This is a genomic window from Aeromonas sp. 159 (assembly GCF_963862045.1).
Lineage (GTDB): Bacteria > Pseudomonadota > Gammaproteobacteria > Enterobacterales > Aeromonadaceae > Aeromonas > Aeromonas veronii.
The window spans coordinates 149,095-167,024 of sequence record NZ_CAWLMI010000006.1; the positions used below are offsets into that span (position 1 = coordinate 149,095).

Sequence of the window (17,930 nt, forward strand, 5' to 3'; positions counted from 1 at the left end):
AGTTTTTTTATGAAGCAACCACGATGAAACGCAGAAGAGTTCCCCTTCACAACAACAAATGGGTACGCCGCCTCCATGCCTGGGCCGGTTTTTTTACCCTCGCCCTGATGCTGATGTACGGCATCACCGGCCTCTGGCTGCAACACCGTGCCGTGTTGCCCATCCCCGGCCCCCACACCGAAAAATCGAGTGAAGAGATAGTGCTGGAGGCGCCGCTCGCCAGCCCGGAGCAGCTGAAAAGCCTGCTGCAACAGCGCTATCCCGATACCTTTGTCGACGGGCGAACCATGATCACCCCGGCCCAGACCCTGCCCACCCCGAACGGCCCGCTCACCCTGCCCGCCAAGTGGGAGATGCGCGGCGTCACCCTCAGCCAGAGCGTGGCCGCCAGCTATGTTGAGGGTACCCTGCTGGTACGTACCGACCTGCAACTGGCCAACTTTGCCGCCAGCCTCAACCGGCTGCACCGCGGCATGGGTACCGGCCTCGGCTGGCAGCTGTTTGGCGATATCGCCGCCCTGGCCCTGCTGCTGCTGGCCCTCACCAGCCTGTTTATGTGGACCAAGCTGCACGGCACACCCAGAGCCATCATCGTGCTGACGCTCGCAGGTACCCTCGGGACCCTGCTGTTTGCCCTGCTGGGGTAACGCAGCAATCATGATCTGATGCCGCAAGGTTTGGAAAGAAAACCGCAATAGAAACAGGCCGCTGGCGGTGATGCCGTCAGCGGCTATATCAAGACAAGGAAATAACGGGGAGCGGAAAAAGAGAAGGGATACCAAGAGGTAACGGGAAGTACTGCCTACTCAGCAGCAACGCACCAATGCGCAGGAACGCCAAAAAACAAAAGGCCATCATTGCTGATGGCCTTTTGTCATGAATTTGATGGTGCCCGGGGTCGGACTCGAACCGACACGGTTATTCACCGGCGGATTTTGAATCCGCTGCGTCTACCGATTTCGCCACCCGGGCAACTGCGAGGGATTATACGAATGGCGCGATGCCATGCAAGGTGTTTTTCGATTGAACACTCCCGTTTGTTCATTTATTCAACGCCTTGCCGATGCGGGGCCAGTTACATAGAATGCCGCCATCATCTTAATGGAATAAAAACGATGGCCAAGCCTAAAAAAGTCCAACAAAAATCCCCCTCTCTCGCCACTCAGCCATACCCGTCAGCGGGTCTGCTGCGTCGCCTCGGCGCCCTGATCTATGATGCGCTGGTGGTGACTTCGCTGCTGATCATCGCCGGCTTCATCGGCATGGGTGTAGCCAAGCTGTTGCTGGTCACCGGCATGGCCAGCGTACCGGCGGGTGAAGATACCGTCTGGTTGCTGACCCGCCACCACCTGAGCCTGATCTACACCCTGTGGCTCGCCTTCGTCATCTGTGGTTTCTACACTTGGTTCTGGACCCGCGCTGGCCAGACCGTCGGCATGCGCGCCTGGCGGCTGCGCATTCAGAACGAGGATGGCAGCCACATCCGCGTTACCCAAGCGTTGATCCGTCTCGCTACCGCCGCCTTTGGTCTGGGCAACCTGATGTGCCTGTTCAACCGCCAGCGCCCGCGGGCGTTTCAGGATATCTGGGCCGAGTGCGAAGTGATCGTGCTGAGCAAAGAGGCAAATCTGGAATTGTTGAACAAGTAATCCCGGATCAATGCAATAACGAAAGAGGGCACCAACAGGTGCCCTCTTTGCATTTCCTCATAACCTCGTGCGGATTACTGCTTGCGGCTGAGGATGTAGAAGGAGATACCGCCAAACAGCAGGCTGGGCGCGATAGCCGCCAGAATGGGCGGTACCGCATAGACCAGACTGATGGGGCCAAACACCCGATCACTCACGTAGACGGCGAAGCCGGTCATGATCCCCATCAGCATCCGCGCCCCCATGCTCACCGAGCGTAGCGGGCCAAAGATGAAGGAGGAGGCCAGCAGGATCATCGCCACCACCGAGAGCGGTGACAGCAATTTGCGCCACATCTCCAGCTTGTAGCGACCGGCATCCTGCTTGTTGGCATCGAGATAGCCGATGTAGTCGAGCAGACCGGAGACCGAGAGGTTCTCGGGGTCGATACTCACCACCCCCAGCTGTTTGGGCGTCAACTCCGAGCTCCACTCCATCTTGTCATGCTGTTCGCTGCGGATCTGCGCCGGGTCGTCGAAGCGGGTAACCTGAGTCTGCTTGAGCAGCCAGTGGTGGCGCTCGAACACCCCCTCCTGCGCCTGCACCACGTCGATCAGCTTGCGCTCGGGGGTGAAGCGATAGAGGGTGATGCCGGTGAGTGCACCATCGTTACGCACCCCGTTGATATTGACGAAGTTGTTGCCATCACGAGCCCACACTCCGTAGGCTGAAACCGTCAGACGACCTTCGGACAGCGCGCCCGCCTTGATGTCATCTGCCATCCGCTTGGCGATGGGGGCCACATATTCCCCCATCAACCCCACCATGATCATCAGCGGGATCGCCGTCTTGAGCGCCGCCATTACAATACTGATCTTGGAGCGACCCGCAGCCTGCATCACCACCAGCTCGGAGCTGGTCGCCAGCTGACCCAGACCAATCAGGCCACCCAGCAGCGCGGCCAGCGGGAAGAAGAGCACCGCCTCCTTGGGCATGGAGAGCAGCACATAGTAGAGGGCGTTGATCATGTCGTAGTTGCCGTCACCGACCGACTTGAGCTGCTCCACATACTTGATGAGCCCCGCCAGACCAACGAGCGTGATTTCACACAGCAGGATCGACATAAAGATGACCCTACCGATATATCTATCGAGAATGCCAAACATCAGCAGAAGTTCCTATGTTGCAGCATCATGCTGATTTTCTGTTGAAATAGCGCCCTTTCACCCCGTTCCACCAGCTGGTGCCCTGCAGATTGAGGGGCAGGCCGATAAACAGCAGGTAACCGAGCGGCACCAGGAACATCCCCGGCCAGTAGGGCAGCCGACCGCTGTCGATGGCCGAACGAGCGGCGCTGAGCAGCAGGAAGTAGGAGAGATAGAGCATGATGGCCGGCAACAGCTTGGCGTAGCGCCCCTGACGGGGGTTGACCCGCGCCAGCGGTACCACCAGCAGGGTGAGCACCGGAATGGAGAGGGGCAGCGAGATACGCCACTGCAATTCCGCCATCATGGCGTTGTCCTGGGTACCGAACAGTTCCATGGTCGGCTTGGCCGCCGCCTTGCGGTTGGAACGCTCCATCTCCTGCTGGCGGATCACCAGACCATATTCGCGAAAATCGGAGATCTGGAACTGCTTGCCGGAGAAGCTCCCTTCGTAGCGGGAACCATCCATCAGGGTCAGCCACTGCAGACCGTTCTCGTCGACCGTCACCACCCCTTCGGTCGCCACCACCACCGAGGGAGGATTATTCCCCTCCGCCCGCTGCAGCACGAAGATCTTTTGCAGTTTTGAGCCGTTGTCGTTCAAATCCTGGATATAGGCAACCAGACGCCCCTTGTCGAGCTCCATAAAGCGGCCCGCCTGCAGGAAGGAGATACCCGGGTCCGCTTTGAACTCGTCGATCACCTGATACTCGCGCTCCTTGGCCTGCGGGGCGATCCAGCCAGTGTTGAACGCCGCAACCACCGCCGTCAGCAAGGCCAGCAACATGGCGCTGCGCATCACAAAACGGTGGCTGAAGCCGACCGCATGCATCACCGTCATCTCGCTTTCGGCGTAGAGGCGACCATGGGCAAACAAAATGGCTAAAAAGAGACTGATAGGCAGCATCAACAGCGCCATATTGGGCAAGTTGAGCAGCAGCAGGGTGGAGACCAGACGTGTCGGCACCTCGCCATCGGCGGCGTCACCGATGATCTTGATAAATTGTTGGCTGACAAAGATAAGCAGCAATACGAATAACACTGCCAGCTGGGTTTTCAGGGTTTCCCTGAACAAATATCGGAAAACGATCACAGTCATTCCCAAGTAAACTTGTGTTTTTAGTCGAATGCCTGAAAAATAGGGCCGTATATTGGATTTTTACCAGTTTGAACTGCGGAGCCTGTGGCTGTTCGCTCCGCCTCTGATACCCCAACAAGCACCGCATTATTCAATAAAAGGTGCCTTTTGTCTTTAGGATGTAGGAGATTCCATGGAGTTCAGTGTAAAGAGTGGCAGTCCAGAGAAGCAACGGAGCGCCTGCGTCGTAGTCGGCGTATTTGAGCCTCGTCGCCTCTCTCCGGTTGCCGAACAACTGGACAAGATCAGCGATGGCTATATCAGTTCGCTGCTGCGCCGTGGCGACCTGGAAGGGAAACCAGGCCAGATGCTGCTGCTGCATCAAGTACCGGGCGTGCTCAGCGAGCGCGTACTGCTGGTCGGATGCGGCAAGGAGCGGGAACTCGACGAACGCCAGTACAAGCAGATCATCAACAAGACCATCACCACCCTGAACGAAACCGGCTCCATGGAAGCGGTCTGCTTCCTCACCGAGCTGCACGTCAAGGGTCGGGATACCTATTGGAAGGTACGCCAGGCGGTAGAAACCACCAAGGCGGGCCTCTACAGCTTCGATCAGTTCAAGACCAACAAGGCCGAGCCACGTCGCCCGCTGCGCAAGCTGGTATTCAACGTGCCGACGCGTCGGGAACTGACCATTGGTGAAAAAGCCATCGCTCACGGTCTGGCCGTGGCCAAGGGTGTGCGGGTCTGCCGCGACGTGGCGAACATGCCGCCCAACGTCTGCAACCCGGCCTATCTGGCTTCCCAGGCCCGTCGTCTGGCCGATGCCTACGACAACATCACCACCAAGGTGGTGGGCGAGCAGGAGATGGCCGAACTCGGCATGAACTCCTATCTGGCGGTGGCCCGCGGCTCCGATAACGAAGCCATGATGGCCATCATCGAATACAAGGGTCATCCGGATGCCAAGCCCATCGTGCTGGTCGGTAAGGGTCTGACCTTTGACTCCGGCGGCATCTCCATCAAGCCTGCTGACGGCATGGACGAGATGAAGTACGACATGGGTGGCGCTGCCTCCGTGCTCGGCACCATGCATGCGCTGGCCCAGTTGCAACTGCCGATCAACGTCATCGGCGTGCTGGCAGGCTGCGAGAATATGCCGGGTGGCAACGCCTATCGTCCGGGTGACATCCTCACCTCCATGTCAGGCCAGACCATCGAAGTGCTCAACACAGATGCGGAAGGTCGTCTGGTGCTGTGTGATGCGCTGACCTATGTGGATCGCTTCGATCCGGAAACCGTGATCGACGTGGCGACCCTGACCGGTGCCTGCGTCATCGCGCTGGGCCATCACACCTCGGGTCTGCTGGCCAACCACAACCCGCTGGCTCACGAGCTGCTCAACGCCTCCGAACAGGCGGGTGATCGCGCCTGGCGTCTGCCGCTGTTTGACGAGTATCAGGAGCAGATCGACAGCCCGTTCGCCGACATGGCCAACATCGGCGGTCGTCCGGCCGGCACCATCACCGCGGCCGCCTTCCTGTCACGCTTCACCAAGAAGTACAACTGGGCCCACCTGGATATCGCCGGGACCGCTTGGAAGAGTGGCAAGGATAAAGGCTCCACCGGTCGTCCGGTGCCCCTGCTGACCCAGTTCCTGCTGAACCGGGCTGGCGTGGATATCGAAGAGAAAGAGTAACTCTCCGGCCCCCGCCGATGGCTGCATCGGAAGGGTTGGCGTTACCCTGAACCACAAGGAAGAGGCCCGCCTCTTCCTTGTTTCATTCTTGAATCAGTGAGTTGCGGACGGGAAATGCCCGTCCGCCTCATGAGGCGGTCAACAGTCCGTCACCGCAAAACGGGATCAACCTGATGAGCCAAGTGACCTTTTACCTGATGAGCGAACAGGATGACGCGCAGGCCTCTGCGGTCGAGCGACTGGCCTGCACTCTTGCGGCCGAGTCGTGGGGCGCGGGCCATATCTACCTGTTCTGCGACGATGAGGCCCAGGCCCTGCGTCTGGACGAGCTGTTGTGGCAGCTGCCGCCGGAGCGCTTCGTACCGCACCAGCTACAGGGCGAAAGCGGCATTGCCCCGGTGGAGATCGGCTATCAGCCACCGAAACGGCGCTACGCCCGCCTCATCAATCTGGCCACTGCGACACCTTTGTTTGCAGGACACTTCGCTCAAGTGGTAGATTTTGTCCCCACTGACGAAACACAAAAGCAGCAAGCCCGCGAGCGCTACAAGCACTATCGCCAGGCAGGCCATACCCTCGAAATGAGGGATCAGCCCGTCCTTGCCGCACCGGATCCGGCGCAGCCCTGACTGCAACCAATTGATCCATAAAGAATCAACACCAGACTCCATCCATCCAGATTACGGCGAGACCATGGAAAAGACTTTTAATCACAACGCCATCGAACAGGCGCTCTATCAGCACTGGGAAGCCCAGGGTTACTTCAAGCCCCACGGCGACACCAGCAAAGACTCCTTCTGCATCATGATCCCGCCGCCGAACGTCACCGGCAGCTTGCACATGGGTCACGCCTTCCAGCAAACCCTGATGGACACCCTGATCCGCTACAACCGCATGCAGGGCAAGAACACCCTGTGGCAGGCAGGTACCGACCACGCCGGTATCGCCACCCAGATGGTGGTTGAGCGCAAGATCGCCGCAGAAGAGGGCAAGACTCGCCACGATTACGGCCGTGATGCCTTCATCGACAAGATTTGGCAGTGGAAGGAAGAGTCCGGTGGCACCATCACCCGCCAGATGCGCCGTCTGGGCGACTCAGTGGATTGGGAGCGCGAGCGCTTCACCATGGATGAGGGTCTCTCCGCCGCCGTGCAGGAAGTGTTTGTCCGTCTTTACGAAGATGGCCTGATGTACCGCGGCAAGCGTCTGGTGAACTGGGATCCGAAACTCAACACCGCCATCTCCGATCTGGAAGTGGAGAACCGCGAGATCAAGGGCCACATGTGGCACCTGCGCTATCCGCTGGCCAACGGCGCCAAGACCGCCGAAGGCAAGGATTACCTGATCGTCGCCACCACCCGTCCGGAGACCATGCTGGGCGATACCGCCGTGGCAGTGAACCCGGAAGATCCGCGCTACAAGGCGCTGATCGGCCAGCATATCCTGCTGCCACTGGTGAACCGCCTGATCCCCATCGTTGCTGACGAACACGCCGACATGGAGAAGGGCACCGGTTGTGTGAAGATCACCCCGGCCCACGACTTCAACGATAACGAAGTGGGCAAGCGCCACAGCCTGCCGATGATCAACATCTTCACTCTGGATGCCCACGTGCGTGCCGAGGCTGAAGTTGTCGATACCAACGGCAACCCGAGCACCGCCTATGACGCAACCCTGCCGGCAGAGTTCGCCGGTCTGGAGCGCTTCGCCGCCCGTAAAGCGATTCTGGCCAAGCTCGAAGAGCTGGGTCTGCTGGACGAGATCAAGGATCACGTGCTGCAACAGCCTTACGGCGATCGCGGTGGCGTGCCCATCGAGCCGATGCTGACCGACCAGTGGTACGTGCGCGTGGCACCGATGGCCAAGACCGCCATTGAGGCGGTGGAAGATGGCCGCATCCAGTTCGTGCCGAAACAGTACGAAAACATGTACTTCTCCTGGATGCGCGACATTCAGGACTGGTGCGTCTCCCGTCAGCTGTGGTGGGGTCACCGCATCCCGGCATGGTATGACGACGCCGGCAATGTCTACGTGGGCCGTGACGAGGCGGAAGTGCGTGCCAAGCACAGCATCCCGTCCGTGACCACCCTGCGTCAGGACGAAGACGTGCTCGACACCTGGTTCAGCTCCGCCCTGTGGACCTTCTCCACCCTGGGCTGGCCGAACAACACCGAAGCACTCAAGACCTTCCACCCGACCGACGTGCTGATGAGCGGCTTCGACATCATCTTCTTCTGGATTGCCCGGATGATCATGATGACCATGCACTTCATCAAGGACGAAAACGGCCAGCCGCAAGTCCCGTTCAAGACCGTCTACATCACCGGTCTGATCCGTGACGAAGAAGGCCAGAAGATGTCCAAGTCCAAGGGCAACGTGCTGGATCCGCTCGATATGATCGACGGCATCTCGCTGGAAGACCTGCTGGAGAAGCGCACCGGCAACATGATGCAGCCGCAGATGGCCGAGAAGATCGGCAAGCGTACCGCCAAGCAGTTCCCGGAAGGGATCGAAGCACACGGTACCGACGCCCTGCGCTTCACGCTGGCGGCGCTGGCCTCTACCGGTCGTGACATCAACTGGGACATGAAGCGCCTGGACGGCTACAACAACTTCTGCAACAAGTTGTGGAACGCCTCCCGCTATGTGCTGATGAACACCGAAGATCAGGATTGCGGTTTTGCCGGTGGCGAAATGCAGTTCAGCCTGGCGGATCGCTGGATCCAGTCCCAGCTGCAAGTGGCCATCCGTGACTTCCGTACCGCCCTCGATACCTACCGCTTCGACATCGCGGCTGGCGTGCTGTACGAATTTATCTGGAACCAGTTCTGTGACTGGTATCTGGAGCTGACCAAGCCGGTGCTGACCAAGGGTTCCGAGGCCGAGCAGCGCGCTGCCCGCCACACCCTGGTGACCGTGCTGGAAACCCTGCTGCGTCTGGCGCACCCGATCATCCCGTTCATCACCGAGACCATCTGGAAATCGGTCGCGCCGCTGGCTGGCGTACACGCCGACACCATCATGATTCAGGCCTTCCCGGAGTTCGACGCCGCCAAGGTGGACGAAGCCGCGATGGCGGATCAGGAGTGGGTGAAGGAGTTCATCGTCAGCATCCGCAACATCCGCGCCGAGATGAACGTGGCCCCGAGCGTGCCGCTCAACGTACTGCTCCAGTGCGATGCCAAGGATGCCCAGCGCGCCGCTGACAACGAAGCCTTCCTCAAGTCGCTGGCCCGTCTGGAGTCCATCCGCGTACTGGCGGACGGTGAAACCGCCCCGCTGTCAGTGAAGAAGCTGATCGGTGCGACCGAGCTGATGATCCCGATGGCCGGTCTCATCGACAAGGACGCCGAACTGGCCCGTCTGGCCAAAGAGGTTGCCCGTCTGGTGGGCGAGTGCGGCCGGATCGAAGGCAAGCTTGGCAACGAAGCCTTCGTCGCCAAGGCGCCGGAAGCGGTCATCGCCAAAGAGCGCGAGAAGCTGGAAGATTACCGTCTCCAGCTGACCAAGCTGGAAGCCCAGCAGGCCGAAATCGCCGCGCTGTAAGCACCGCCCCAACCGATACAACAAAGCCCCCTGCCAAGGGGGCTTTTTCATATCCGCGCTTCCCGCTTCAGCTCACCAGCAGCCAGCCGCAAAAACCGAGATAGAGCAGACCGACCAGCGCCAGCCGTCCGGCGGTCATGGTTCCTTTTCTGAACCCCCACCAGAGCAACCCCACCGCCAGCAGCGTGACCAGCGAGGAAGCCATCATGGCGCCATCCAGCAACCAGGGGGTAAAGAGCAGGCAGAATGCCTTGGGGATAGTGCCCTGGATCATCATGGCCCCGGAGATATTGGCCAGCGCCAACCGGTTCTTGCCCTGTCGCACCCAGATCAGCACGTTCATCAGCTCCGGCATCTCGGTCGCCACCGGACTCAGCAACAGGGCTGCCAGCACCGGCGAGAGACCAAACAGCTCGCCCATGCTCTCCAGCTGATGGACAAACAGCTGGGCCGCCAGCGCTACCACCACCAACGCAGCCAGCGTCTGCAGCAACACCTTACCAAGGGGCGGGATCCCGGCATTTGGAGCCAGCTTGAGGGGCTCCGGCAATTCGACTTCGTGGCTGTCACTCTGTTTCAGCTCGCGCCTTACATAGACGAGGTAGACCAGCAGGAAGAGCGGGGCCAGCCAGCTCTTGCCGGTGAAAGCGACCAGCCCCAGCGCGGTCGCCACCAGAAAGATCCCCATAAACCAGCGCTGATCCCGGCCAATCTCGCGCTGCACCTCGCCATCGATGGCGCGCTCGGTACGCCCCATGCAAAGCAGCAGGGTGAGGCCGACTGCCGCATAGCCGATGGTCGCCAACACCAGCGGCCCGCCAAGGGCGGCGCCAATGCCGATCTCCTGCTGGGCGGTTGTGTTGCCCATCAGCAGAGCGGTCAGGGTCACGATACACTCGGGTAGCGCAGTACCCAGTGCCGCCAGCAGCGAACCGGTGGCGCTTTGGGAGAGTTTGAAGTGGTGGCCGGTCCACTCGATGCCGTTGACGAAGTATTCGCAGGCAAGGTAGATGGTGACCGCAGAGACGAGAAATAACAGCAGGGTAATCAACATAATAGATACCGCCAGGCGAGCAGAATAACCGATGGACCCGACATGGCTCGCCCGGCTGGCGTGCATATCGAGGCCAAAGGTCTTGCAGAGCGATAGTGCCTATCGCCGCCCATGCCATGGATGCGAGGATCCAAGAGTGTTGACATGGGCCCGGCCCGGAATGCGGGCGGGTTGCTACTCCCCAATGACTGAGGAGACGTTTTAGCAACTCGACCACCGCCTCACAAGGCAAATTAATGACAACTCATTCAATAAGTTGTAAGGGAATGTAACCTCGCCAGCCCCTCCTCCCCACCGCTATTGCGCTGTTGGCACACCGATTGCTGTAGGTAGTTCACTATCCACAACAGTTTGGGAAGGATGAACAATGAAACGGTGGATCCAACATTTCTATCAACTGAACCGCCTCAATTGGCTGATGGTCTGGTTGTTGCTCTGCTGCAGCATCATTCTGCTGTTTCCGGCCGGGCTGATGAAAGGGGCCGTCAGCCAGTGGGCTGCGGATCATGCGGCCTGGCTGGGGGTCGGCATGCTGATCGCCATCTCCTACTTCTGCAGTCAGGGCTTCCTGATCGCCTGGGAGTGGGCATGCGAAGAGTGGCAAGCGCGCCGTCAGCAGGATCAGCTGGCCCAGATGATCGGCTTCCTCGACTTCAACGAGAAGGCGGTGCTGCGCGAGTTCGTGCTGCAGCGTAAAAGCGTCATAAACTTGCCGATCACCGAGCCCGCCGTCAAAAACCTGATGGATGCCGGCGTCCTCACCTACGCCTACGGCAAGCCGACCCGGGAGAAGGATGACGAGAACCAGATCCGCGCCCTGATGATCGCCCTGCCCGCCCGGCCGCTGCTCACCTACAAGGTGCTGGGACTGTCGCGCGGCAAGATGAGCGACGAGCAGGTGGAGCAGATCATGAATGCCAGACCCAAGTTCGCCCAGAAGGGGTTCCAGCGCTAACCGCCGCCCCATCCGCCAGATGCACAAGAGCCGGACACTGTCCGGCTCTCTAATTTCTGCGCGACATGATGTACCGCTCAGCTTCCCCTTCTGCGCCCTACCCCTTGAGGCTGGAGCAAAAGCTGACATCGTCCTGCACCGGATCATCGCTCATGCTGTGATAGAGCTCGAAGCAGGGACCATTGCCAAACTCCAGCCCGGCAGCAACGATGTCGCCGATATGTTCCTGCCAACGCGGGCCATACTGACTGCGGTCGGTAATAAGATAACGGGACTGGGCGTAACGACCGGAGGGAATAAGCTGGATCTCGACCGCTCCCATCCCCACCGTCCCCGCAGGCACCGTCACCCCGATGTCAGTGCGACACTGGGCTGGCGGAGTCACCTCGGGGTTATCGTGATAGATGAAGATCCACTCCCCACCTTCCAGACCGCGGGCGCTGGCCCACTGATGCAGCTGACTACAAACGGGACCATACCCCTCGCCATAGGGGCCGGTGACACGTATATAAGCCAGAGTGCGGGCGTCCATCTCGATGGTTTTCATGGTATTACTCCTTGCTGATGAGTGACCCTCAGCATAAGGATTAGGCAGCACAAGTGCGTGTCCATCCTTGCTCATCAAGTGTCCATTCTTGCTCTTGTCGCGGCGAAACTCTCCCGGCGTGCAACCATAGTAACGGCGAAATACCTTGGCAAACGCCTGGGAGCTGGCGAGCCCCGCCCCCAACGCAATGGCCGTGACACTGGCATCGGAATAGCAGAGCTGCCAAGCAGCCCGCTGGATGCGCAGACGACGACACATCTCCCCGGGCGTCTCCCCCGCCACAGCCGTAAACACCCGGTGAAAATGGTAGAAAGACAAGCAGGCACTGCTTGCCAGCGTTTCGATGGAGAGATCGGGATTCTGCTCCAGCGCCCGGATCACCGGGCGCAATCTGGCCTGATAATCGACCATACCGTTAGCGACTGGCGCCCCCCGCGACTCTGGCCATATAGAGCGCATCCACATAACGCCCCTGGCGGAAGGCATAGTCACGGGCGCGCCCCTCCTCGGTAAAACCGAACTTGCGATAGAGCGCCTGTGCGGCCTCATTGTCGGTATAGACGGTCAGCTCAATCCGGTGCAGGTTGAGCCAGTTATCGGCCAGATCCAGCGCCGCGGCCATCAGGGCGGAGCCCACCCCCTTGCCAGCCCAGTCATCCCGCACTCCCATGCCAATACCGGCCACATGCTTGCGTCTCGGATTGGGCTCAACCAGCAGCGATAGCTGGCCTACCAGCATGCCGTCAACGTCGGCGACCAGTGCCACCACGCTGTCGCTCTCCAACCGTTTCTGCCACTGGCTAAGGGGAGGCATAGGCAAGTGCAAAGTGCCCGCCTGGGCATTGGGCATGGCGTACAGATCCCGCAAGGCGGGGGCATCAGCGGGTTCGGCATGACGGATAGTAATCTGCATATGAGGCTCCTTCTCGAAGCCACCATCATGCAATATCCGGCGCGGTTACACATCCCCCACCTGCACCCATTTGTCTTGCCTATCAAAGGGCGAGGAAAGGCCCATTGGCCGAGCACGGCGCAGATCCGTAGGCTGACCCCATATCAACAAGGAGAGAAGCCATGACTGACAAGACCCTGCACAGCGCCAACGGCGCCCCCGTCGTCGACAACAACAACAGCCTCACCGCCGGTCCGCGCGGCCCCATCCTGATGCAAGATATCTGGTTGATGGAGAAACTCGCCCACTTCGACCGCGAGCGCATTCCCGAGCGGGTGGTTCACGCCAAGGGCTCGGGCGCCTATGGCACCTTTACCGTGACCCACGACATCAGCCAGTTCAGCAAGGCCGATCTGTTCAGCGCCATCGGCAAGCAGACGCCTGTATTCCTGCGCTTCTCCACCGTGGCCGGTGAGAAGGGCGCCGCCGATGCCGAACGCGATGTGCGCGGCTTCGCCCTCAAGTTCTATACCGAGCAGGGCAACTGGGATCTGGTGGGCAACAACACCCCGGTCTTTTTCATCCGCGATCCGCTGAAATTCCCTGACTTCATCCACACCCAGAAGCGGGATCCGCGCACCAACCTGCGCAGCGCCACTGCCGCCTGGGACTTCTGGTCACGCCATCCGGAATCCCTGCATCAGGTCACCATACTGTTCAGCGATCGCGGCATCCCCAAGAGCCTGCGGGAGATGAACGGCTACGGCAGCCACACCTTCAGCTTTATCAACGATGCCAACGAGCGCTTCTGGGTCAAGTTCCACTTCAAGACCGAGCAGGGCCACAGCTTCTACACCGATGAAGAGGCCGCCACCGCCGTCGGGCAGGATCGGGAGACCAGTCAGGCGGATCTGTTCAATGCCATCGAGCGGGGCAACTTCCCGCGCTGGAAGGTCTATGTGCAGGTGATGCCGGAGGCCGACGCCCAGACTTACAACATCCACCCGTTCGACCTCACCAAGGTGTGGCCGCACAGCGACTACCCGCTGATCCCAGTGGGCGTGCTGGAGCTCAACCAGAACCCGGACAACTACTTCGCCCATGTGGAGCAGGCCGCCTTTACCCCGGCCAACGTGGTGCCCGGTATCGGCTTCTCGCCGGATCGCATGTTGCAAGGGCGGCTCTTCTCCTACGGAGACACCCAGCGCTATCGCCTCGGCGTCAACCACGGTCTGCTGCCGGTCAACGCCCCGCGCTGCCCGTTCCATCACGGTGCCCATCGTGACGGTGCAATGCGGGCAGACAGCAATGGCGGCGCCAGCCCCAACTATCAGCCGAACCGTTTCGGTACCCAGCAGCCGAGCGAACAGCACGAACCGGCGCTGAGTCTGGAAGGGGCCGCCCTGCACTACGACTTCCGTGACTACGACAGCGACTACTACAGCCAGCCGGGCAACCTGTTCCGCATCATGGACGAGGGACAGCGTTCGCGGCTCGCCGCCAACCTGGCCCGCTCCCTTATCAATGTGGAGGATGACGCCATCGTCGCGGCCCAGCTCAAACACTTCGAGCAGGCCGACCCCGAGTATGCCAAACGGGTCGAACTGGCACTGGCCGCCTTGCAGCGCTAAGCCACAAGCAGGCAACATCTGCAAAAACAAAACGGGGGCCTGATGGCCCCCTTTTTCTATTGCGAGCAAGCTAGCTCAGAAAGCAGGCTCCTGCACGGCCTGCCACCGCAACGCGTTCGCCTCGTGCTCTTTGACAAAGGCATTCTTGCCCGCACAGTAGCGCTCGATATCATGCTGACAGCTCGCGGCTACCGCCTGCTTTAACTCGGCGTATTCCCGACATACCGCAGGGTGGGTCCTTAGATAGTCACGAAAGGCCAGATGGCGATGCACATGGTCATCCCCTTGCAAGAAGGCGTGGATCTGGTGGGTTCTCTCATCACCCCCCTTGCGAAAATAGCGGCGGCGCGCAATCCCGCACTCACCCATCGCCTCATAGCCCAGCGCCTCCAGCTGACCGTTCTGCTCATCGAGCCGCTCCAGCGATGATACCTCCAGCATGATGTCGATGATGGGCTTGGCGGCCAAACCGACGACAGAGGTACTGCCGATATGGTGGACAGCTAGCAAGCAGTTATCCAGCGCACTGCGTAATTGAACCTCTTCAGCTACAAAGCTGGCTGGCCATTGGGGGTTGTAGGAGACAACGTCGACTCTCACAGTTTCAGCTCTCTGGATAGTTGCCGATGGCATAGGGCAACAAGGTATGCGATGGGTGGACAAGATAACCAGACGGCAAATTACCAGCAACAAAAACGGAGCCTGAGGCTCCGTTTTTTCAATGCTGTATCAATCCCGGACGGAACGCGCTTCGCGCTCTTCCCGCTCCCTTGCCAACAAGCGTTTGTACCACCAGCTACTGCGACGACGTTGTGCATTGGAAGAGCGACGAGCCATTTCTTAGGTTCCAGCCAAGAGAAGAAAGGAGCTGCATTATGCGACAGGGATCACGTCCATGTCTTTAGCTGGATCAAGAAAAGCCTCACTGACCCACGGAAATCGTCTTCTGATCTTTCGCACCACGGGTGGCAGGCAACACCACCGCAGGAGAGCGCCAGGCCAACGGGCCATTGCTCTCGAGGTCGTTCTGCGGGCCGCACTCCAGCCAGATATCTCCCTGCAGAATGCGGGCCCCTTCGGAATATTTCTGATCCGCAAACCAGCAAACCCGCTCGGGCAATGAGCCCAGCGGCAACAGCAGCTCGGGACTGGCAGACTCGCCCACCACAGTGGTTTTGGACGCAGCCAGAGCGGGGGTAAGCCAGAGGGAGGCCAGCAGGCAGAGCAGTACATTTTTCATGAGGGGGATCCTGTTGCGATGGGAGGCACTCTCGAAGAGTCGACCAGCTCCGTGGTTTACTTGACTGACAATCATACTGCCTGCTGGCATTGTGGAACCAATATGGTAGCCTGCCAGCGCCTGCGGGCAGTCTCTCGCTGCCACGCGCAAACTTCCGGTGAATTTGTCACGTCCTGACAAAATATAACCTTATTTATCAAATCGTTATTTGGATATTATCCCAATGCGTATCATGCCGTTGCTTCAGGCGGCCTGCCTGAGCCTGATGTTGTCCGCCTGCGTTGCCCCATTGCTGATGATGAGCCCCACCAGCCAGCTGATGTGGGCCCTGCTCAAGCCGCTGGTCGGCTTTGACCCGAACGAGGTCAATCTGTTCGAACAACCCCTGATCAAGGATCGGATGACCGCCATCCTTGGCCCCAACTACGACAGCACCATGCAGTTGCTCAAGACTGCCGACAAGTTACAGCAGGAGGGGCCGCTTTTCTATGTGGTCTCCGAGTATGCGCCGGTGCCGGATATCGCCAAGCAGGCGGGGATGGTGTGGAACTCGCAAACCAACCAGATGTCGGTATTGCTGCAAAAAGGGGATGGCACCACCCTGACCTTCGGCGAAAATCTGGCGGGCACGGCACCGACCTGGCCAACCGCTATGCAGGGCTGGCAGACCCCCGCCAGCCAGCTCACCCCGGCGACCAATGCCTTGACCGGCGCGGCAACCAGTCAGAGTGGCGCCTCCCCCTTCTCCCTTGGCAGCGCGCTGGGCACAGTGACCCGCGGCGTCACCGGCTCGCTGACCAACAGCGCAAGTCAGGCTATCAGCGGCGCAGCCGCCAACGCCACAGGGCAGGCTACCCAAGCTGTGAGCCAAAGCGCGACCGATCTGACCCGTAGTGCAACCACCGCAGTCACTCCGCCAGCCAAGCAGGCGCTGAGCAGTGCCGCTGCGACTGCAACTCAAGAAGCGACCAAGGCTGTTGCCGTTCCTGCCAAGCAAGCAGTCAGCAGCGCCACTGCGACCATGACCCAAGAAGCCACCAAGGCCGTTGCCGCGCCTGCCAGACAGACTGTCAGCAGTGCCGCTGCGACCGCGACGCAAGAAGCCACCAAGGCCGTTGCCACTCCTGCCAAACAGACTGTCAGCAGCGCCGCGGCGACCATGACCCAAGAAGCTACCAAAACCGTTGCCGTTCCTGCCAAACAAGCCGTCAGCAGTGACACTGCTACCGTGACACAAGAAGCGACCAAAGCCGTTGCCGCTCCGGCCAAACAGGCTGTCAGCAGTGCCGCGGCGACCGTGACACAAGAAGCGACCAAGGCTGTTGCCGTTCCTGCCAAACAGGCAGTCAGCAGTGCCACCTCTACCGTGACGCAAGAGGCAACCAAGGCCGTTGCCGAACCAGCCCGGCAGGCCGTCAGTGCCGCCTATCATACGGCCGGAGAGAGCATTGCCGATGCCGCCAGAGCGGCGGAAGCCAAGGCTCGCGCCAAGGCAGAGGCAGAGATGGAAGCCCTGCTCAAATAAACCGATAGGCCACCGCAAGGTGGCCTGTTTTTTATCCCGCTACCGGATCATGACGTTATGGAAAAGGCCACATAGACTGTTAGGTAACTACCCGCACAAGGAGTGCATCATGCGTCGTCTGCTCCCTGCTCTCGCTTCTCTCGCCCTGTTTATCGCGCTCCCGGCTCCGGCACTTATCTACTATTCGGAACAGAACATGCCGCTCAATGGCCAGGATAAAAATGGTCAGCCTGTGGGGTTGGCGGTCGAGTTGCTGCGCCTGATGTGGCGTGAAATGGGAGAGCCGGAGCAACCCATCCACTTTCTGCCCTGGGCCCGCGGCTGGTATCTGCTGACCCAGCAGCAAGAGGCCGTGCTCTTTACCACGGCGCACACCAAGGAGCGGGATCCCCACTTCCTCTGGGTCTGCCCCATCAGCCATTCCAGGGTCGCGCTGGTCGGCCGCAAGCAGGATGCCCCCAAAGTGGCCAGCAAAGCGGATCTCGCCAAGCTGCAGATCGGCGTGATGCAGGCGGATGTCGGGGAGCAGTTGCTACTCAACCGCGGGATCAGCCCGGGCAATATGATGTCGGTCGAGCGCATGGAGCAGGTGGTGCGCCAGCTGATCATGGCACGCACCGATCTGGTGGCGGGCAACGAGGTGATGTTGCGCCATCAGGCCAAGGAGCTGGGTTTCCCCAGCGAGGATTTTGTCACCGTCGCGATTCTTGAAGAGCAGGACAACTGCTTCGCCTTCAACCTGAGGGCAGACAAACAACAGGTTGCCCGCCTGCAACAGGCGCTGGACAAGGTCAGACAGGGGGATGAATACAAGCAGCTGGTGAAGCCCTACCAGTTGCTCAGTATCCTGCCCGAAACCAATCCCCCCATCCCGCGCCTCGAGTAACCCCGGCCCGCCCTATGGCGGGCTCGTTGTATCTCCCGCCG

16 protein-coding genes, 1 tRNA gene and 1 riboswitch are annotated in these 17,930 nt (G+C 60.0%); of the genes, 9 read left to right on the top strand and 8 right to left on the bottom strand.

What is annotated here, in order from left to right; genetic code table 11:
- Positions 1 to 23 precede the first annotated feature (23 nt).
- Complete coding sequence (locus AACR14_RS01565; RefSeq protein ID WP_019444874.1) at positions 24 to 647, top strand: PepSY-associated TM helix domain-containing protein; 624 nt, start codon at positions 24 to 26, stop codon at positions 645 to 647.
- A 239-nt stretch (positions 648 to 886) separates the two neighbouring features.
- Here the strand turns inward: AACR14_RS01565 and AACR14_RS01570 are convergent.
- Positions 887 to 972: transfer RNA gene (locus AACR14_RS01570), tRNA-Leu, on the bottom strand.
- Between the two features lie 143 nt (positions 973 to 1,115).
- Here AACR14_RS01570 and AACR14_RS01575 point away from each other — a divergent pair.
- Positions 1,116 to 1,649: an RDD family protein gene (locus AACR14_RS01575; RefSeq protein ID WP_019444875.1), complete on the top strand. Its 534-nt coding sequence runs from the start codon at positions 1,116 to 1,118 to the stop codon at positions 1,647 to 1,649.
- Between the two features lie 74 nt (positions 1,650 to 1,723).
- Here the strand turns inward: AACR14_RS01575 and lptG are convergent, their stop codons facing one another.
- Positions 1,724 to 2,794, bottom strand: a complete 1,071-nt coding sequence (gene lptG, locus AACR14_RS01580) for an LPS export ABC transporter permease LptG (protein WP_005355217.1) — start codon at positions 2,792 to 2,794, stop codon at positions 1,724 to 1,726.
- 25 nt (positions 2,795 to 2,819) lie between these two features.
- Positions 2,820 to 3,932 carry an LPS export ABC transporter permease LptF gene (gene lptF / locus AACR14_RS01585; RefSeq protein ID WP_019444876.1) on the bottom strand — a complete coding sequence of 371 codons (1,113 nt, stop codon included), beginning with the start codon at positions 3,930 to 3,932 and terminating at the stop codon, positions 2,820 to 2,822.
- 172 nt (positions 3,933 to 4,104) lie between these two features.
- Here lptF and pepA point away from each other — a divergent pair, with 172 nt between their 5' ends.
- The 3 genes from pepA (at position 4,105) to AACR14_RS01600 (ending at position 9,159) form a co-directional block, all read left to right on the top strand.
- The gene (gene pepA / locus AACR14_RS01590; RefSeq protein ID WP_005336423.1) at positions 4,105 to 5,613 is read left to right on the top strand and encodes a leucyl aminopeptidase; all 1,509 of its coding nucleotides are present in this window, start codon (positions 4,105 to 4,107) and stop codon (positions 5,611 to 5,613) included.
- Between the two features lie 173 nt (positions 5,614 to 5,786).
- Positions 5,787 to 6,242, top strand: coding sequence for a DNA polymerase III subunit chi (locus AACR14_RS01595; protein WP_019444877.1), 456 nt, complete (start codon positions 5,787 to 5,789; stop codon positions 6,240 to 6,242).
- A gap of 64 nt (positions 6,243 to 6,306) precedes the next feature.
- On the top strand, positions 6,307 to 9,159 hold the full coding sequence (locus tag AACR14_RS01600; RefSeq protein ID WP_019444878.1) for a valine--tRNA ligase: 2,853 nt from the start codon (positions 6,307 to 6,309) through the stop codon (positions 9,157 to 9,159).
- A 67-nt stretch (positions 9,160 to 9,226) separates the two neighbouring features.
- On the opposite strand, the gene AACR14_RS01605 is transcribed toward AACR14_RS01600, so the two are convergent.
- Positions 9,227 to 10,213 carry a sodium:calcium antiporter gene (locus AACR14_RS01605; protein ID WP_019444879.1) on the bottom strand — a complete coding sequence of 329 codons (987 nt, stop codon included), beginning with the start codon at positions 10,211 to 10,213 and terminating at the stop codon, positions 9,227 to 9,229.
- Between the two features lie 87 nt (positions 10,214 to 10,300).
- Positions 10,301 to 10,408: riboswitch (yybP-ykoY riboswitch) on the bottom strand.
- A gap of 172 nt (positions 10,409 to 10,580) precedes the next feature.
- On the opposite strand from AACR14_RS01605, the gene AACR14_RS01610 reads away from it, so the two are divergent.
- Positions 10,581 to 11,168, top strand: coding sequence for a superinfection exclusion B family protein (locus tag AACR14_RS01610; RefSeq protein WP_005336432.1), 588 nt, complete (start codon positions 10,581 to 10,583; stop codon positions 11,166 to 11,168).
- 97 nt (positions 11,169 to 11,265) lie between these two features.
- On the opposite strand, the gene AACR14_RS01615 is transcribed toward AACR14_RS01610, so the two are convergent.
- Both AACR14_RS01615 and AACR14_RS01620 read right to left on the bottom strand, forming a co-directional pair.
- The gene (locus tag AACR14_RS01615; RefSeq protein ID WP_019444880.1) at positions 11,266 to 12,126 is read right to left on the bottom strand and encodes an AraC family transcriptional regulator; all 861 of its coding nucleotides are present in this window, start codon (positions 12,124 to 12,126) and stop codon (positions 11,266 to 11,268) included.
- Positions 12,127 to 12,130: 4 nt separating this feature from the next.
- Positions 12,131 to 12,628, bottom strand: coding sequence for a GNAT family N-acetyltransferase (locus AACR14_RS01620; protein ID WP_019444881.1), 498 nt, complete (start codon positions 12,626 to 12,628; stop codon positions 12,131 to 12,133).
- Between the two features lie 161 nt (positions 12,629 to 12,789).
- On the opposite strand from AACR14_RS01620, the gene AACR14_RS01625 reads away from it, so the two are divergent.
- Positions 12,790 to 14,238, top strand: a complete 1,449-nt coding sequence (locus AACR14_RS01625) for a catalase (RefSeq protein ID WP_019444882.1) — start codon at positions 12,790 to 12,792, stop codon at positions 14,236 to 14,238.
- Positions 14,239 to 14,313: 75 nt separating this feature from the next.
- Here AACR14_RS01625 and AACR14_RS01630 read toward each other — a convergent pair whose 3' ends face one another.
- Positions 14,314 to 14,838 carry a GrpB family protein gene (locus tag AACR14_RS01630; protein WP_026034868.1) on the bottom strand — a complete coding sequence of 175 codons (525 nt, stop codon included), beginning with the start codon at positions 14,836 to 14,838 and terminating at the stop codon, positions 14,314 to 14,316.
- Positions 14,839 to 15,160: 322 nt separating this feature from the next.
- Complete coding sequence (locus AACR14_RS01635; RefSeq protein ID WP_019444884.1) at positions 15,161 to 15,478, bottom strand: YnjH family protein; 318 nt, start codon at positions 15,476 to 15,478, stop codon at positions 15,161 to 15,163.
- 223 nt (positions 15,479 to 15,701) lie between these two features.
- On the opposite strand from AACR14_RS01635, the gene AACR14_RS01640 reads away from it, so the two are divergent.
- Together AACR14_RS01640 and AACR14_RS01645 are read left to right on the top strand one after the other, a co-directional pair.
- Positions 15,702 to 17,003, top strand: a complete 1,302-nt coding sequence (locus tag AACR14_RS01640; protein WP_019444885.1) for a hypothetical protein — start codon at positions 15,702 to 15,704, stop codon at positions 17,001 to 17,003.
- Positions 17,004 to 17,112: 109 nt separating this feature from the next.
- On the top strand, positions 17,113 to 17,889 hold the full coding sequence (locus AACR14_RS01645; protein ID WP_019444886.1) for a substrate-binding periplasmic protein: 777 nt from the start codon (positions 17,113 to 17,115) through the stop codon (positions 17,887 to 17,889).
- Positions 17,890 to 17,930 lie beyond the last annotated feature (41 nt).

What these genes read in the sequence shown, in the direction of transcription:
- AACR14_RS01565 (WP_019444874.1), top strand. Translation starts at nt 24, where the DNA reads ATGAAACGCAGAAGAGTTCCCCTTCACAACAACAAATGGGTACGCCGC.
- AACR14_RS01575 (WP_019444875.1), top strand. Translation starts at nt 1,116, where the DNA reads ATGGCCAAGCCTAAAAAAGTCCAACAAAAATCCCCCTCTCTCGCCACT.
- lptG (WP_005355217.1), bottom strand. Translation starts at nt 2,794, where the DNA reads ATGTTTGGCATTCTCGATAGATATATCGGTAGGGTCATCTTTATGTCG.
- lptF (WP_019444876.1), bottom strand. Translation starts at nt 3,932, where the DNA reads ATGACTGTGATCGTTTTCCGATATTTGTTCAGGGAAACCCTGAAAACC.
- pepA (WP_005336423.1), top strand. Translation starts at nt 4,105, where the DNA reads ATGGAGTTCAGTGTAAAGAGTGGCAGTCCAGAGAAGCAACGGAGCGCC.
- AACR14_RS01595 (WP_019444877.1), top strand. Translation starts at nt 5,787, where the DNA reads ATGAGCCAAGTGACCTTTTACCTGATGAGCGAACAGGATGACGCGCAG.
- AACR14_RS01600 (WP_019444878.1), top strand. Translation starts at nt 6,307, where the DNA reads ATGGAAAAGACTTTTAATCACAACGCCATCGAACAGGCGCTCTATCAG.
- AACR14_RS01605 (WP_019444879.1), bottom strand. Translation starts at nt 10,213, where the DNA reads ATGTTGATTACCCTGCTGTTATTTCTCGTCTCTGCGGTCACCATCTAC.
- AACR14_RS01610 (WP_005336432.1), top strand. Translation starts at nt 10,581, where the DNA reads ATGAAACGGTGGATCCAACATTTCTATCAACTGAACCGCCTCAATTGG.
- AACR14_RS01615 (WP_019444880.1), bottom strand. Translation starts at nt 12,126, where the DNA reads ATGGTCGATTATCAGGCCAGATTGCGCCCGGTGATCCGGGCGCTGGAG.
- AACR14_RS01620 (WP_019444881.1), bottom strand. Translation starts at nt 12,628, where the DNA reads ATGCAGATTACTATCCGTCATGCCGAACCCGCTGATGCCCCCGCCTTG.
- AACR14_RS01625 (WP_019444882.1), top strand. Translation starts at nt 12,790, where the DNA reads ATGACTGACAAGACCCTGCACAGCGCCAACGGCGCCCCCGTCGTCGAC.
- AACR14_RS01635 (WP_019444884.1), bottom strand. Translation starts at nt 15,478, where the DNA reads ATGAAAAATGTACTGCTCTGCCTGCTGGCCTCCCTCTGGCTTACCCCC.
- AACR14_RS01640 (WP_019444885.1), top strand. Translation starts at nt 15,702, where the DNA reads ATGCGTATCATGCCGTTGCTTCAGGCGGCCTGCCTGAGCCTGATGTTG.
- AACR14_RS01645 (WP_019444886.1), top strand. Translation starts at nt 17,113, where the DNA reads ATGCGTCGTCTGCTCCCTGCTCTCGCTTCTCTCGCCCTGTTTATCGCG.